This is a genomic window from Asanoa sp. NPDC050611 (assembly GCF_040654855.1).
In the GTDB taxonomy this organism is placed as follows: Bacteria; Actinomycetota; Actinomycetes; order Mycobacteriales; family Micromonosporaceae; genus Asanoa.
This window is the reverse complement of sequence record NZ_JBFAIU010000184.1, coordinates 1-14,984: the sequence shown is the minus strand read 5'-3', so window position 1 is coordinate 14,984 and position 14,984 is coordinate 1. Positions and strand designations below refer to the sequence as shown.

The window sequence follows — 14,984 nt, the reverse complement described above, 5'->3', positions numbered from 1 at the left end:
CTCCGGCAAGCGCTGGGTCGCCGAGGCCACCCAGGAGACCGTCCGCGAGGCCATCCGCCAGCTCGGCTACCGGCCCAACAACGTCGCCCGCAGCCTGCGGACCCGGCGCTCGAAGATGGTCGCCGTGGTGGTCCCCGACATCACCAACACGTTCTACGCGGTCCTCACCCGCGGCCTGGCCGACGCGGTCGACGGTTCCGGCTACGGCACCTACGTCTGCAACACCGACGGCCTCCCCGACCGCGAGCACGCGTTCCTGGCCGACGTGCTCGACCGTGGCGTCGACGGCGTGGTCATGGCCGCCGGCGAGGTCGCCGGCGGCGTCGGGCCCGGCGGTCTCGGCGTGCCCGCGGTGCGCATCGGCGGCGATCCCGACGACGACCCCCACGTCGACCTGGTCGCGCCCGACGACGAGATCGGCTCGCACGCCGCGGTGCGGCATCTCGTCGAGCGCGGTTCCCGGCGCATCGCCATCATCGAGGGCCCACCCGCGTCGGGTTCCGGCCGTGACGCGGGCTACCGCTGGGCGCTGCGGGAGAGCGGGATCGCCGTCAACCCCGACCTGATCGTGCGCGGCGACTGGACCCGCCCCGGTGGGCGCAAGGCGATGCACGCGCTGATGGCGCTGCCGGAGCGGCCGGACGCTGTGTTCTGCGCCAACGACCTGAGCGCCATCGGCGCGATCGACGCCGCGCACGAGCTCGGCCTCCAGGTGCCCGGCGACGTCGCGATCGTGGGGTTCGACGACGTCGACGCCGCGACCATCGTCAACCCTCCACTCACGACGGTGCGCAACCCCGCCTACGAGACGGGGTACGCCGCCGGCGAGCTCCTGCTGAGCCGGATCACCGGGAGCTGGACGGGCGAGGGCCGCACGGTCGTCCTGCCCTGCCCCCTGATCGTGCGCGAGTCAGCCTGAAGCGCGCGGCGCTCACATCGTCACCACCGCCTTGACGAACTTCTCCGGCTTGGCGCGGGCCGTCTCGAACGCCTCGTTGATCCGGTCCAGCGGAAACCGGTGTGAGACCAGCGGCGCCAGCGACAGCCGGCCCGCCGTCAGCAGCCGCATCCCGACCGCCATCCCGCGCATGATGGTGTCCACGTCCCGGTAGTGCGCGTTGACGATCCCGAACGCCATCCAGTTCCAGTGCGCCAGGTTGATCCGCCGCGCCTCGCCCTGATGGAAGCCGACCAGCACGACCTTGCCGCTCATCCGCGTCGTCTCGCCGACCACGTCCAGCGCACCCTGCGCCCCGGTCGCCTCGAACGTGACGTCGGCGCCGCGCCCGCCGGTGGCCGCCGCCACGACCTCGGCCAGCGACTCCGCACGCACGTCGACAACCCGCGTGGCACCGAGCTCCGCCGCCCGGGCGAGGGCGTCCGGGCGGGTGTCCGCGACGATCAGCTGCCGCGGGCCGCGCAGCGCGACGAGCGACTGGACCAGGTTGCCCATGAAGCCCGCCCCGATCAGCACCACGTCGTCGCCGAGCCGCACGTCGGTCTCCTCGACCGCGTTGACCGCGTTGGCGAGCGGCTCGGCCAGGGCCTCGTCCAGCGGCACACCGCCGGCCGGGAAGCACCAGGCGCCCTTGACGGCGACGAACTCCGCGAAGCCGTGCGAGGTCACCCAGCAGCCGACGGGGTCGCCGGGGGACAGGCCGGTCACCTCCAGGCCCACCTCGACCACGGTGCCGCTCACCTCGTGCCCGATGGACCGCGGATACTCGCCCGCGTCCCCGGCGAACGCCGGCAGCTCCGACGAGCAGACGCCGCAGGCGGCCACCCGCACCAGCACCTCGTCGCGCGCCACGACCGGAAGCGCGACGTCGAAGATCTCGAACCGGCCGGGACCGGTCAGCACCGCGCGCCTCATGCGAACACCACGATGGTGTACGTGCCGAGCCCGTCCAGCGCCACCCGGTGGTAGCCGTCGACCTCCGTGACGTCCAGCGGCGTGACGGAACCGTCTGACCCGTGCGCCGTCGCCGCGCCCGCCGACCCCGGGAGCCGCGCGGACAGCGTCACCGCACCGGTCCGCCGCACCTGGTCGACCGCCGCGTCGTAGCCGTAGTTGACCAGGTGGACCGCCACGGCACCGTCGGCGAGCGCGGCCGTGTTGACCGCGACCGCCTCGACGCCCGCGCCGTCGAGCACGACCTGCCGTCCGCCGGGCAGCACCGACTCCAGCCCGGTGAACGTGTCGACCCGCACGACGTGCCCCGCATAACCGGCCAGCGCCGCCTCCTGCGCCGCCGTGAGATAGCCGCAGTGCGGCAACACGAGGGTGTCGTAGCGGTTCAACGCATCGGCCGTCACCCGGTCGGGCGCCGTCCGGTCGTCCGGGAAGAGCACCACGTCGAACGGCACCCCGGCGCCGGCCAGCGCCTCGGTCACCTGGCGGTACGGCACCACGACGCTGTCGTCGCGGGCGTTGACCAGGTTGTCGCTCACGTCGGCCTTGGCGATCAGCTCGCGGTTGCTCTCGACGCTGTAGACCACCGCCACCTCGTTGACCGTGCGGCGGGCGAAGAGCCGCTCGTGCGCGGCCAGGAACGCCTGCGCGTCCGCGGCCACCTCGTGCGGCGCGTAGAACGCGTCCTCGATCGTCGCGCCCATCCACGAGCCGTACGGGACGGACATGTTGACCCCGAACGCGGCCGCCTCGAACAGGGAGAGCCGGAACAGGTCGTACCCCCGGCCCTCCTTCAGCTCGGAGACCAGGGACGGCACCACGCCGCCGTACGGGTTCTCGACGACGATCACGTCCTTGTCGCCCGCGAACCCGGCCACGTACCGGAACCACTCCGGCTGCCGGTGCGTGGTGTTGCGCATCTCGGTGACGATCAGGTCGACGTCGTCCACGAGGCCGAGGTACTGCGGGTCCATGTTGAAGAAGTTGCCGGAGACCAGCACCTCGCGCCCGACCGACCGACCGTACGCGCGTGCGTACGACGCCAGCTCACCGAAGTGCGCCCGGATCGCGCCGAGCTGGTAGCGGTAGTACTCCGCGTACAACGGGGTCTCGTCGAGCCGGCTCTTGAAGTCGAAGCCCTGCGCGAGCAGCCACTCCCCATAGTGGAACGTCGCGAGATCGACGGCCGGCGGCACCGGCAGCGCCGCCAGATACTCACGGAACCCCGTCATGCAGTCCCGGCAGAAGCAGCCGCCGTACTGCAGCGAGCCCAGCGGCAGCTCGGTCTCGTCGAGCTGCACCCCGTCCACGCCGGCGTCGATCTGGATCTTGATGATCGCCTTCAGGTACGCGCGCCAGACCGGGTTGTTCCGGTCCATGTAGAAGCACTGGTGCTCGCGGTCCGGGCACTCGACCCACCGGGCGTGCAACGCCGTCTGGTGGATGTCCCGCGCACAGCACTCCTCGATCAGGTCGGTCACCGGCTCGCCGGCGCTGTTCACGAGCCCGTCCGGGAAGTAGTCGGAGACCGGCTTCCACAGCTTCGGATAACGGTTCTGGCCGAACTCGCGCAGCCCCAGCCAACCTCGCTTGCCGACGCCGCGCAGCTCGTTGACGGCCAGCACCTCGTCCTCGGCCTCGGACAGCTCGACCGGGAACTCCCAGCCCTGCGCCTCGAACACGATGCCGAACACCTTGATGCCGCGGGCCTGCGCGGCCGCGATGAACTCGCTGTCGTTGACGAAGCCGTAGAACCGCGACCGGGCGTCGACGGGGCCGAACGCCTCCTGCTCGAGGTACGGCAGCGAGATCGAGCCGCCGCCCAGTGACGCCCAGACCAGCGTCGTCGCCCGGTAGTCGACCAGGTCGTCGATCATCCGCAGCCGGCGCGGCGGCAGGCTCGGGTGGTAGCAGTGCTGGCGGGGGAACCAAGCGTCGAAGTAGACACCACGTTGCATGCGGGCAACTCCCGTTGTCAGACGATCAAAGGGGCCAGGGTGCGTTGGGCGAGCACTAGGCCGTCCCGGACCCGCGACGGCGTGCCGGACCAGACCGGGTCCTCGTGCTCGATCGAGACGGCGCCGGCGTAGCCGCCCTCGTGGAGCACGTCGACCAGCCGCCGCCAGTCGACCTCGCCGAGCCCCGGCACGCGGTAGCGCCACCAGCCGCTGATCCACGGCGACGGCTTGTCGACGAGCTGGCCGAAGACCCCGAACCGGTTGCGCGCGGCCGGGTCGACCTCGACGTCCTTGGCCTGCACGTGCTTGACCAGATCGAGGTTCTCGCGCAGCGCCACGACCGGGTCGATGCCGAGCCAGACCAGGTGCGAGGGGTCGAAGTTGAGGAAGAAGCCGAGCCCGGACATCCAGCGCCACAGCTCGGGGGAGTAGGCGAGGTTGGCCGGGTAGCCGTCCGGGTGCCAGCCCTCCATGGGGCAGTTCTCCACCACGAAGACCACACCCCGATCGCGGGCGTACGCCACGAGCGGCGGCAGCACGTCCTCGGCGAGCCGCAGGTTCTCGGCGACCGACCGGGTGACGTCCCGGCCGATGAACGTGCCCACCAGCGGGCAGCCCAGCGCCGCGGCCGCGTCGACGCACCGGCGCAGGTGGTCGTGGATCCGCCCACGCTCCGCCAGGTCGTGGTGCAGCAGGTTCTCGTAGTAAGCGACCGCCGACACCTCGAGATCGAGCGCGCCCGCGCCGTCGAGGTGGTTGGCCTCCCACGGGCGGCCCGGGTCGCCCGGCCAGGCCGCCACCTCCAGCGCGGCGAAGCCCTGCCCCGCGGCCCACCCGGCGATACCGTCGAGGGGCTCGCCGGGCAGGCACGCGGTGAGGAAGCCCAGCTTCACCGTGGGTCCGGCTCGTAGGTGTTGCCCGCGCCGTCCTTGCCCCGGGCCAGCCAGATCTTCCAGCCCGCGTTGTCCGGCACGTCGAGCACCTTCACCGACGCCGGGAAGTAGCGCATCGTGTAGCCGGTGCGCCGCACGTCACTGGTGTTGGGGCGAGCGCCGTGGATGATCCGTCCATCGTGGAGCGAGCACTGGCCGCGCTCCAGCTCGAAGTAGACCGCCTTGCTCTCGTCCACGCCGGGGATCTCGGCGTGGAAGGTCTGCACGGTCTTGTCGGTCGGCACGTACTCGGAGAAGCCGTTGTGGTGCGTGCCCGGGATGACCCGCATGCAGCCGTTCGCCTGGTTGCTCGGCCCGAGCGCGAGCCAGACCGTGACGATCCGGTCGTACTCGGAGAGCCGGCCCTTCCAGTAGGCGCTGTCCTCGTGCCACGGCGTGGCCCGGCCGACCTTCGGGTCCTTGGAGATGAAGTGGCTGGTCCAGAGCGCGATGTCCGGGCCGACCAGCGGTTCGACCAGGTCGAGCACCTCGTCGGAGAGGAGGAGGTCGAGCAGCCGCGGGTCGCGGAAGTGCGGGGTGTCCAGCTCGTCGGAGAGCTTCTCGCCCTTGTCGGCGAGGTGCTCGTTGAAGATGTCCTCGAGGTGGTCGAGCTTCTCGGGGGAGAACAGCTGCGAGCGGTTGAGGTAGTAGCCGTTCTCACGGAAGAAGGCAACGTCCTGTTGGTCCAACACGGTGCACCTCCGGTGCGGGTCAGGCGGCCATCACCCGGATCAGCTCGGCGAACAGGTCGAGGTCCTCGACGAAGTCCTCCGGGCCGGTCTTCGGCTGGCCTCCGGTCGTGACGATGGTGTGGAAGTACTCGAGCTCGTGGGTGTAGGGGTCTTTCAGGTGCGGGCGGCTGACGGTGCGGTGCAGCCCGTCGCCCCGGCTCTCCTCGGTGACGAGCAGGGTCGGGAAGTGCCGCACGTACGGGGTGTCGTACTGCACGCGCATGGTGGCGAGGTCGCCGTACACCTCGATGTGCGCGTCGAAGCGGAGCTGCTCGTCGACCCCGGTCTCGTAGGTGACGAGGAAGTCGTCGTACTCCAGCAGCGCCGCGATGAACTGCCCGTCGCGCCACTGCCGGGCGGCCGCCACCCCGCGCGGCGGGCCGAGCAGCTCGCGCATGGCCGACAGGTCGTGGCTGCCGAGACCGCAGAGCAGCCGGTAGGTGCCGGCGAGGACGTCGGGCACGTCGCCGAGCGCGTCCGCGACCAGCGCGCGGCCCTTCGCCCAGCGTTCCTCGAGCTTCGCCCGGGGAATGTCGTCCGGCCGGTCCACGAAGATCGTCTGGTCGATGATCAGCTGGTTGCGGCCGATCACGTCGTGCACCCGGGCGTAGTTGATCCGCCCGAGCTTGCCGATCTGCTCGGTGGCCTCGACGAACGCCGGCGCGAACCGGCGCATGTAGCCGACCATGACGACGGCCCCGGAGCGGTCCCGGGCGGCGATGATCCGTTCGGCCTCGCGCGGGCTGAGGCACATGGGCTTCTCGACCAGCACGTGTATGGCCCGGTCGAGCGCCGCCACGACCGCCTCGGCGTGGTACTCGTCGCTGTTGAGCACGAGCACGCAGTCCAGGCGCTCGCGGTTGAGCATCTCGACGACGTCGGCGTAGCGGTTCGCCACGCCGTACTGCCCGCCGATCCGGTCGAGCAGGCCGGGCGAGATGTCGCAGACCGCGGTGACCTCGAACAGGTCCGGCAGGGAACGCAGCACCGGCAGGTGCACGACCTGGGCCACCTCGCCGAGACCGATGACGCCCATGGACAGTCGACTCACAGGTGACCCCCTGATGCAAAACGTTTTGCCAATCGGTGGCCGCAGCCTATGGGTCTTGTGAGGCGATCGTCAACGGTCGTAAAGTGCGCTGCACGTAGTTGGCAAAACGTTTTGCACCTCCGTCCTGAGGAGGCACCATCGTGAGCCAGGCTTTTTCCCGTAGATCCCTGTTGGCTGGCGCGGCCGGGCTGGCCGGAGCCGGTGTCGTCGGCCTCGGCACCACCCCCGCGACCGCCGCCCGACGCCCCCCGCTCTGGAAGATCGCCAAGCAGCGCGGCATCGTGTTCGGCTCGTCGACCGCGACCTGGCAGATCTCCGACCCCGACTACGCGGCGCTGTTCAGCCGCGAGTCGGCCCTGCTGTTCACCGAGGACGACCTGCTCTGGTACCGGCTCAAGCCGACGCCGGACGCCGACCTCGACTTCACCTACGCGGATCAGATCATCGGCTTCGCCGAAGCCAACGACATGCGGGTCTTCGGCGCCCACCTCGTCTGGGACGAAGGGTTCGGCGAAGGCTGGACCGAGGATGACCTCTGGGGCATGTCCACGCAGCGGGCCCGCGAGGTGCTCTTCGGCACCGCCCGCGCCGTGGTCCGCCGCTACCGCGGCCGGGTCGAGGCGTGGAGCGTCGCCAACGAGGTGACCAGCCCCGAGGGCGAGCGCGGCTACCGCACGGACGTCCCGTGGTGGGAGCCCCTCGGGAAGAGCTACGTCGAGGAGGCGTTCCACGTCGCGCACGCCGCCGACCCGCACGCGCTGCTGGTCATCAACGAGTTCGGCTTCGAGACCGTCAACGAGTGGGGCGACGAGCCGGAGCCCCGCCGCCGCGCCACGCTTCGGGTGATCGACGACCTGCTGCGCGAGGGCGCGCCGGTGCACGCCCTCGGCGTGCAGGCCCACCTGCTGGCGGACGGGTTCAGGGACCGGTTCGACGCCCGGTCCTACACGCGCTGGCTCGGTGAGGTCGCCGACCGCGGCCTCGAGATCCTGATCACCGAGCTGGACGTGCAGGACGACGGACTGCCGGCCGACGTCGCCGCGCGGGACGCCGGCGTACGGGACGTCTACCGGCGCTACCTCGACGTCGCGCTCTCGTGCCGTGCCGTGCGCGCCGTGATGGCGTTCGGCCTGTCCGACCGCTACACCTGGCTCGAGGAGGACTACCCGCGGGAGGACGGCGCGCCCCGCCGGCCCCTCGCCTACGATGACGAGCTGGCGCCGAAACCCGCCTACACGGCGATCGCGAACCAGCTCGGCGACGCACCCCAACGGCCTCTACTGTGGAGCATTCCGGAATGACAGAAAACCGCCGGGCGCTGGTCGTCCGGGGCGGCTGGGACGGGCACGTGCCGGTCGAAGCGACCGACCGGTTCGTGCCGTTCCTCCGCGACAACGGCTTCCACGTCGACATCAGCGAAACTCTCGACGTGTACGCCGATCCGGCCGCGTTGGGCGGCGTCGACCTGATCGTCCAGTGCTGGACGATGGGCACGGCGACCGACGCGCAGGTCAACGGTCTCATCGGCGCGGTCCGTGCCGGCACCGGTTTCGCCGGCTGGCACGGCGGCGTGGTGGACGCGTTCCGCTCGTCGACCCGCTACCTCCAGATGACGGGCGGCCAGTTCGCCGAGCACCCCAACAACTTCGTCGACTACGAGGTCGAGGTGGTGCCCGAGCGCGCCGACCACCCGATCGTCGCCGGGCTGCCGGCCAAGTGGGCGCTGCACACCGAGCAGTACTGGATGCTCACCGACGCGCTCAGCGACGTGCTCGCGACCACCCGGTTCCGGGCGACCGACGAGACCGACTGGCGCGCCGACGTGGTGGTGCCGGCCGTGTGGACCCGGCAGTGGGGGCGGGGGAAGATCTTCGTCTCCACCGTCGGGCACAAGCTGGAGGACCTCGACCACCCGGACGTGCGCGCGCTGACCGAGCGCGGCCTGCTCTGGGCTGCCCGCTAGGGGCAGTCCGGTGCCTTGCACCCCCGGCGGGCGTTGGCGTGCAGGTCGAAGTCGTGCGCGCTGATCCGCACCAGCCTCAGCCGGGGGCGCATGGGCCCGCGTGACCAGAACGACCGCACGCGGTCGAGCTCGCGCCGGGCCGAAGCCTCGTCGCCGCGCGGGCAACCGAACTCGTGGTCGCCGCCGGGCCAGTCGAGGCGCACGGCCCACAGCGTGCTCGTGCTGGGGCTGGCGTCGACCCGGTTGTTGGTCCAGAGACTTTGAAACACACTCTTCCCCTTCGATGTGTGTGCACTCAACTGTGCGCCGCCGGCCGAAGGGGAAGACACCGGCGTCCTTGATTTTACCCGTTACCCGGCGCCCGAAACTGTCGCGAAGTAGTGCGCGATGAACGCGTCCGGGTTAACCGTGTCGGCCACTTCGTGCGGCCCGTCGGCGGCCGCGCGCCACGCGGTCGCACCGTCGCCCGTGTCGACGGTGACCTCGCCACGGGCGAACCCGCACAGCTCCGGCGCGAAGATCGTGGCGGCGGCGAGCGGGTCGTGGAACGTGACGTGCGGGCGCTCGGCGAACCACGACGCGGCCATGTCCGCCACCGGGTGCAGCAGCGGATGGTCGCACCGCGCGAGGAAGTCGGCGGCGTCCATCTGTACGCGCGTCGTGACGTCGAGACCGACGGACCGGTGCGTGCGCGCGGACGCCGCGTAGACGCGGGCCGCGGCGTGCGGGTCGTTGTGGATGTTCCACTCCGCGCCGAAGTCGCCGGCGAACGCGCCACCCATGAGGACCAGCCGGCGCAGCAGCGACGGGATCACCGGGTCGACCGCGAACAGCAGCGCCACGTTGGTCAGCGGGCCGATGGCGAGCAGGGTGACCTCGCCGGGATGGGCGCGGATCGTGCGGCGCATGAACTCGACGGCCTCGCCCACCGCGAAGACCTCGTCGTGGGGCCAGCGGGCCAGCGCCGCGGCCTGCGGCGGTGGCGCCTGGACGGGTGGTCCCACCAGCGGGACACCGGCGCCGGGCAGGATCGGCACCGGCCGGCCGGCGATCCGGCACAGCACGCTGGCGAGCGAGGCCCGGTCGACCGGTGCGGCGGTGACCGTGGTGATCCCGACGAGCTCGCACTCGGGTTGCGCCAGCAGATAGGCCAGGGCCACCGCGTCGTCGATGTCGTTGCCGATGTCGGTGTCCAGCAGCACGAGCTCGGCCATGCGTTTCATGATCGCAGGGTCAGGCGACCTCGGCCAGCCGCTCGGCGAGCACGATCCGGGACGCCGCCTGGATCAACGCCAGGTGCGAGAACGCCTGCGGGAAGTTGCCGAGGTGCCGCCCGGTCTTCACCTCGAACTCCTCGGCGTAGAGGCCCAGCGGCGACCCGATCTTCAGCAGCCGCTCCATCAGCTCGACGCCCCGCTCGACCTGACCGGTCGCGGTCAGCGCGGACACCAGCCAGAACGAGCAGATCAGGAACGAGCCCTCCTTGCCGGACAGGCCGTCGTCCGTCTCCTCGGTGCGGTAGCGCAGCACGTAGCCGTCCTCGGTGAGGTCGCGGGCGATCGCCTCCACCGTGTTGTGCATCCGCTCGTCGCTGGGCGGCAGGAAGTTGTAGAGGACCGCGAGCAGCGTGGAGGCGTCCAGGGCGTCGGTGCCGTAGTGCTGGCGGAGCACGCCGTCCTTGCGTACGCCGTGGGCCAGGATGTCGTCGTGGATCTCCTGCGCCACGCCCGCCCAGCGCTTCTTCGCGTCCGGATGACCCCGGATCTCGGCCAGCCGAGCGGCCCGGTCCATCGCGATCCAGCACATCAGCTTCGACGACACATAGTGCTGCGGGTCGCCGCGCGCCTCCCAGATGCCTTGGTCAGGGTGCTTCCAGGCCTTGGCGGCCGAGTCGGCCTGGCTCGTCACGATCGGCCAGAGCCGGCGCGGCATCCGCTGGCTGCGCCGGGTGTGCAGCAGCACCGAGTCGAGCACCGCGCCGAACACGTCGTTCTGCTTCTGGTCGAACGCGTTGTTGCCCACCCGCACCGGTCGCGCGCCGGCGTATCCGGAAAGGTCGTCCCGGACCTTCTCGGTCAGCTCGCGGCGCCCGTCGATGCCGTACATGATCTGCAAGGTGCCGTCGTGGTTGGGCTCGATGTCGGCGACGAACTGCATGAACTCGTCGGCTTCCCAGTCGAGGTTCAGGTAGTGCAGCGCCTGCATGGTGAACGAGCTGTCCCGCATCCAGGTGAACCGGTAGTCCCAGTTGCGCTCGCCGTGCGGCGTCTCCGGCAGCGAGGTGGTCAGCGCCGCGACGGTCGCCCCGGTCGGCATGTAGGTCAGGCCCTTGACCGCGATCGCCGACCGCTGCAGGGCGTCCCGCCAGCGGTGGTCCGCGATCCGCGCGCCGGCCAGCCAGTTGCGCCAGTAGGCGGTGGTGTGCTCGATGCAGGCGGCCGCCTCGGCGTAGCTGCCCGGCGTCGCCAGCTGATCGGCCCAGGACAGCACGCAGTACGCGGTCTGGCCGCGTTTGAGCCGGCGCCGGCCACGGATCCGGTTGCCCTCGATGCCCATGGCCATGTCGGACCGCAGCCGGACGGTGACACCGGCACCCGACCCGTCCGCCACGTGCTGGTCCTGGTCGACGAAGGTCCAGGTCGCCGGCGTACGCCCGTAGTCGAACGCCGGCTCGCAGATCATCTCGATGTCGACGTGCCCGTCGAGGCATTCGACGGTACGCACGAAGTAGTGGTCGGCGTCGTCGTCGTACGGGGGCCGCGAGTGCGGTGTGACCACGTCGGGCCCGTTCGCCGGCCCGATGCTCAGCGCGTCCCGCACGAGGATCCAGCCGGTCAGCGTGCGCCAGGTGGTGACCAGCACGTTGGTGCCGGGCTCGTAGTCGCGGGCCGTCGGGTGGTTGATCCCGTAGGGCCCGAGCCGGAACATGCCGGCCTCCCGGTCGAGCATGCTGCCGAAGATGCTCGGCGAGTCGAATCGGGGCACGCACAGCCAGTCGACCGAACCGTCGGACGCGATCAGCGCGCCGGTGTGGCAGTTGCTCAGGAACGCGTAGTCCTCGATCGGCGGGAACGGCGAGCGCACCGCGCTCTGCCGCACCCAACCGCTGGCGGCCCGGATGTCCGGCACGGCCGCGACGACCAACCCGCTCGCACCCGCGATCGCGGCGGCGGCTTCGGTGTCGTTGTCGGGTTTCGTGCTGGTCACCCGGGCCCCCGATCAGCGCATCCGGGCGGTGCCGTGCAGCTCGCCGGTGTCGTCCGGCGCCGAGCGCATGCTGCTCTCCGGGCGCGGCCGCCAGACGGCGAGCGCCCAGATCACGAAGACCGCCATGGCGATCTCCAGCAGCGACCAGAACGGGTAGTAGGGAATGAAGAAGAAGTTGGCCGTCGCGGACAGCACGGCGAAGAAGATGCCGACCGCGCGGGCCCAGGTCGCGCCCGTGAACAGCGCGAGACCGGCGAGCGCGGCCAGCGCACCCAGGATGATGTGCAGGATGCCCCATCCCGTGGTGCTGAACGTGTAGAGGTAGTTCTGCGTCACGACGAAGAACGACCCCCGCACGACGGCGACGATGCCCATCACGAGCTGCCAGAGACCCATCATCAGCAGGACGACCGCGGCGAAGATCACGCCACTCGCCGCCCACAGCTGCCTGCTCGACGTATCCCGCGTCATCGTGTCCCCCCGATGCTCGGACGTATGGCCCTCTTATCGTGGCACGAATTTCTGTATAGCGAAGTAAGTTCTGATTCACCCGTTATCGGGGTCCTGGAGCTGTGCGAGCAGCGTGGCGAGGCGCGCCCGCCCGGCGGTGTCGGCGGGGTCCTTGATCCGCGCCACCAGCACCACCTCGGCGCCGTCGAGCGTCACGGTCAGGGCGAGATGCCGCAGCAGCTCCTGCTCGGTGGCCAACCGCGCCACGGCGTCGACAGTCGCGAACCCCGCCCCCCACCGCACCTCGGCCGCGACGTCGGTGCGCCGCACGAGCCGCCCACCGGGCGGCCGGGCGGGCCCACGCGCGGCCGCGGGCTCCCAAGGCGTAGGCGGCGGCATCCGGTGCGTGGGAATCCGCATCACGACCTCCCAACCTCACCCCTCACCGTCCCAGACGAGCCACGACCCGCGGACGGCTTTCGACATCCCCCGCGCCGGTTGGCGTGCCGCGTGGCGGTGAAGGGGTCCGCGACAGGTGTGACAGAAACGGGTCAGGCCGCGGCGAGGATGGTGGCCCGGGTCGGGATCGGGCCCACCGCGCCGTGGCCCTGTGTCGTCAGGGCGCCGGCGATCGCGGCGTGGCGGGCCGCCTCCGCGGGGGTGGCGCCGCCGACCAGGCTGGCCATGAAGGCGCCGTCGAAGGCGTCGCCGGCGCCGGTGCTGTCGACCGGGTTGCACGGGTGTGGCTTGACCTCCGTGCGGGTGCCCTCGTGCCAGAGCAGCGCGCCCTCCGCGCCCATCTTCAGCACCACCGTGCGCGGGCCGTGGCTGGCGTACCAGTCGAGCACCTCGAGCGGGTCCTCGACTCCGGTCAGGACTCGTCCTTCCTCGATGTTCGGGAAGGCCACATCGGACAGCTCGATGCTGCGGGCGACCACGGCGCGGGCGCGCTCGAGCGCCCACAGCTGCGGGCGGTAGTTCGGGTCGTAGCTGACGAGCGTTCCCGACGCCTTCGCCACGGTCATCGCGTGGAAGACCGCGTCGCACGCCGAGAGGCTGATCGCCTGTGTGATGCCGGACACGTGCAGGGCGCGGGCCCCCGCGACGGCCGACTCCGGGATGTCCGCCGGCGTCAGGCGGCTCGCGGCCGAGTCCGCGCGGTAGTAGGTGAACACGCTGCGGGCCGGGTCGCGGGAGATGAAGTAGACACCCGTACGTTCACCCTCGGCCCGGATCACGTGCGTCGTCTCGATGCCTTCGTCGTGCCAGAGCCGCAGGAACCGGTCGCCGAACGGGTCCGCGCCGATCCGTGTGACGTAGCCGGCGCGGGCGCCCGAGCGGGCCGCGGCGACGAGGAAGTTGGAGGTGTCCCCACCGAAGCCCGTCGTGAACTCGTCCGCGCTGTCGAGCGCCGCGTGTCCGACGGCGCTGAACTCCAGGAGCGGTTCACCGATCGCGATGATGTCCATGCCAAATGACAGTATGCGAGGTAACTGTCCGACCAACGCCGAGGAGCTGCCATGACGTCGACCGCCCGGGACCTCCTCGCGGTCAGCCCCGTGATCCCGGTCGTGGTGGTCGAGGACCCCGCCGACGCCGTGCCGCTGGCCCAGGCGCTGCTGCGCGGTGGGGTCGGGATCATCGAGATCACCCTGCGTACGCCCAACGCCGTCGCCGCCCTGGCGGCCGTGGCCGAGGCCGTGCCGGAGATGCGCGTCGGCGCCGGCACCGTCACCACCCCGCAGCAGGTCGAGGCGGCCCGCAACGCCGGCGCCGGCTTCCTGGTCAGCCCGGGCGCGACCGAGGCGCTGGTCGACGCCGCGCTGGCCTCCGGGCTGCCGTTCCTGCCGGGTGCCGGCACCGTGAGCGAGATGCTGGCCCTGCGCGAGCGCGGGCTCGACACGCTCAAGTTCTTCCCGGCCGAGCCGAGCGGCGGCCGGGCGTACCTGTCCGCGGTGGCCGGCCCGCTGCCGGACTTCGCCTTCTGCCCGACCGGCGGGATCAGCGCCGGCTCGGCCGCCGACTGGCTGGCCCTGCCGAACGTGGGCTGCGTCGGCGGCTCCTGGCTGACCCCGGCGGACGCCGTGCGCGCCCGCGACTGGGACCGGATCGAGCGGCTCGCAAGTGAGTCGACAGCCCTGAGAGAGTAGAAGGGTGCACGTCGGGATCCTCGGGCCGCTGGCCGTCACCGACGCCGGCCGGCCCGTCGAGGTCGGTGGTGCGCGGCTGCGTGCCCTGCTGACCCGGCTCGCCCTCGACACCGGCCGGCCGGTGGGCACCGAGGCGCTGGCCGACGCCGTCTGGGGTGGCGCGCAGCCGGCGGACCTCGCCAACGCCCTGCAATCACTGGTGTCGCGGCTGCGGCGCACGGTGCCAGGGATCCCGGTGTTGCTCGGCCCCGGCGGCTACCGGCTCGACCTGCCGGCCGACGCCGTCGACGCGGAACGGTTCACGAGCCTGGCCCGTGACGGGCGCGACGCGCTGCGTGCCGCCGACCCGGAGAAGGCGGCGGCCCTGCTGCGCGACGGGCTGGCGCTGTGGCGCGGGCCGGCGCTCGCCGACCTGACCGAGGCCGCGGCGCCCGTGGCCCGCCTCGAGGAGCTGCGGCTCGCCGCCGTCGAGGACCGCATCGATGCCGAGCTGCGCCTGCCCGGTCCGGCCCATCTGGTCGCCGAGCTCGACGAGCTGGCGGCCGCGCATCCCGCCCGGGTAGCCGCGCAGCTCCTCCAGCAGCTCGTACAACACCGGGTCGTTGGTGGTCGTCGCCTGTTGCCGCAGCC

16 protein-coding genes are annotated in these 14,984 nt (G+C 71.5%); 5 read left to right on the top strand and 11 right to left on the bottom strand.

The features are described 5' to 3' along the window. On the top strand, positions 1–919 hold a 919-nt coding region (locus AB0H87_RS25500), incomplete at its 5' end, for a LacI family DNA-binding transcriptional regulator (protein WP_360150457.1). Positions 920–931: 12 nt separating this feature from the next. Here the strand turns inward: AB0H87_RS25500 and AB0H87_RS25495 are convergent. The 5 genes from AB0H87_RS25495 to AB0H87_RS25475 are packed head-to-tail and all read right to left on the bottom strand — an operon-like array spanning position 932 to position 6,584. Further along, entirely contained in the window at positions 932–1,873 is a 942-nt protein-coding gene (locus tag AB0H87_RS25495) for a zinc-binding dehydrogenase (RefSeq protein WP_360150455.1), read from the bottom strand. Beyond that, a complete protein-coding gene (locus AB0H87_RS25490) occupies positions 1,870–3,870 on the bottom strand; it encodes a hypothetical protein (RefSeq protein WP_360150452.1) in 2,001 nt (666 codons plus the stop codon). Before AB0H87_RS25490 ends, AB0H87_RS25495 begins: the two co-directional genes overlap by 4 nt. Positions 3,871–3,887: 17 nt before the next feature. Further along, a complete protein-coding gene (locus AB0H87_RS25485; RefSeq protein ID WP_360150449.1) occupies positions 3,888–4,763 on the bottom strand; it encodes a sugar phosphate isomerase/epimerase in 876 nt (291 codons plus the stop codon). Beyond that, positions 4,760–5,494, bottom strand: coding sequence for a phytanoyl-CoA dioxygenase family protein (locus tag AB0H87_RS25480; protein ID WP_360150446.1), 735 nt, complete (start codon positions 5,492–5,494; stop codon positions 4,760–4,762). Before AB0H87_RS25480 ends, AB0H87_RS25485 begins: the two co-directional genes overlap by 4 nt. 19 nt (positions 5,495–5,513) lie before the next feature. Then, positions 5,514–6,584 (bottom strand): Gfo/Idh/MocA family oxidoreductase, encoded by a 1,071-nt coding sequence (locus AB0H87_RS25475; RefSeq protein ID WP_360150443.1) that lies wholly within the window; start codon positions 6,582–6,584, stop codon positions 5,514–5,516. A gap of 140 nt (positions 6,585–6,724) precedes the next feature. On the opposite strand from AB0H87_RS25475, the gene AB0H87_RS25470 reads away from it, so the two are divergent. Together AB0H87_RS25470 and AB0H87_RS25465 are read left to right on the top strand one after the other, a co-directional pair. Beyond that, on the top strand, positions 6,725–7,885 hold the full coding sequence (locus tag AB0H87_RS25470) for an endo-1,4-beta-xylanase (RefSeq protein ID WP_360150440.1): 1,161 nt from the start codon (positions 6,725–6,727) through the stop codon (positions 7,883–7,885). Further along, positions 7,882–8,547, top strand: coding sequence for a ThuA domain-containing protein (locus tag AB0H87_RS25465; protein WP_360150437.1), 666 nt, complete (start codon positions 7,882–7,884; stop codon positions 8,545–8,547). Before AB0H87_RS25470 ends, AB0H87_RS25465 begins: the two co-directional genes overlap by 4 nt. On the opposite strand, the gene AB0H87_RS25460 is transcribed toward AB0H87_RS25465, so the two are convergent. The 6 genes from AB0H87_RS25460 to AB0H87_RS25435 form a co-directional block, all read right to left on the bottom strand. Next, positions 8,544–8,816, bottom strand: coding sequence for a hypothetical protein (locus tag AB0H87_RS25460; protein ID WP_360150434.1), 273 nt, complete (start codon positions 8,814–8,816; stop codon positions 8,544–8,546). The genes AB0H87_RS25465 and AB0H87_RS25460 overlap by 4 nt on opposite strands. 81 nt (positions 8,817–8,897) lie before the next feature. Then, the gene (locus AB0H87_RS25455; RefSeq protein ID WP_360150431.1) at positions 8,898–9,770 is read right to left on the bottom strand and encodes a nucleoside hydrolase; all 873 of its coding nucleotides are present in this window, start codon (positions 9,768–9,770) and stop codon (positions 8,898–8,900) included. Positions 9,771–9,780: 10 nt separating this feature from the next. After that, a complete protein-coding gene (locus AB0H87_RS25450) occupies positions 9,781–11,754 on the bottom strand; it encodes a glycoside hydrolase family 15 protein (RefSeq protein WP_360150428.1) in 1,974 nt (657 codons plus the stop codon). 12 nt (positions 11,755–11,766) lie between these two features. After that, complete coding sequence (locus AB0H87_RS25445; RefSeq protein WP_360150425.1) at positions 11,767–12,225, bottom strand: hypothetical protein; 459 nt, start codon at positions 12,223–12,225, stop codon at positions 11,767–11,769. Positions 12,226–12,300: 75 nt separating this feature from the next. Then, positions 12,301–12,624, bottom strand: a complete 324-nt coding sequence (locus AB0H87_RS25440) for a hypothetical protein (protein WP_360150422.1) — start codon at positions 12,622–12,624, stop codon at positions 12,301–12,303. Positions 12,625–12,755: 131 nt separating this feature from the next. Continuing rightward, complete coding sequence (locus tag AB0H87_RS25435) at positions 12,756–13,673, bottom strand: sugar kinase (protein WP_360150419.1); 918 nt, start codon at positions 13,671–13,673, stop codon at positions 12,756–12,758. A gap of 51 nt (positions 13,674–13,724) precedes the next feature. Here AB0H87_RS25435 and eda point away from each other — a divergent pair, with 51 nt between their 5' ends. Together eda and AB0H87_RS25425 are read left to right on the top strand one after the other, a co-directional pair. Then, complete coding sequence (gene eda, locus AB0H87_RS25430) at positions 13,725–14,354, top strand: bifunctional 4-hydroxy-2-oxoglutarate aldolase/2-dehydro-3-deoxy-phosphogluconate aldolase (RefSeq protein WP_360150416.1); 630 nt, start codon at positions 13,725–13,727, stop codon at positions 14,352–14,354. Positions 14,355–14,358: 4 nt separating this feature from the next. Next, the coding region (locus AB0H87_RS25425) for a BTAD domain-containing putative transcriptional regulator (RefSeq protein WP_360150413.1) at positions 14,359–14,984 on the top strand (626 nt) is incomplete at its 3' end.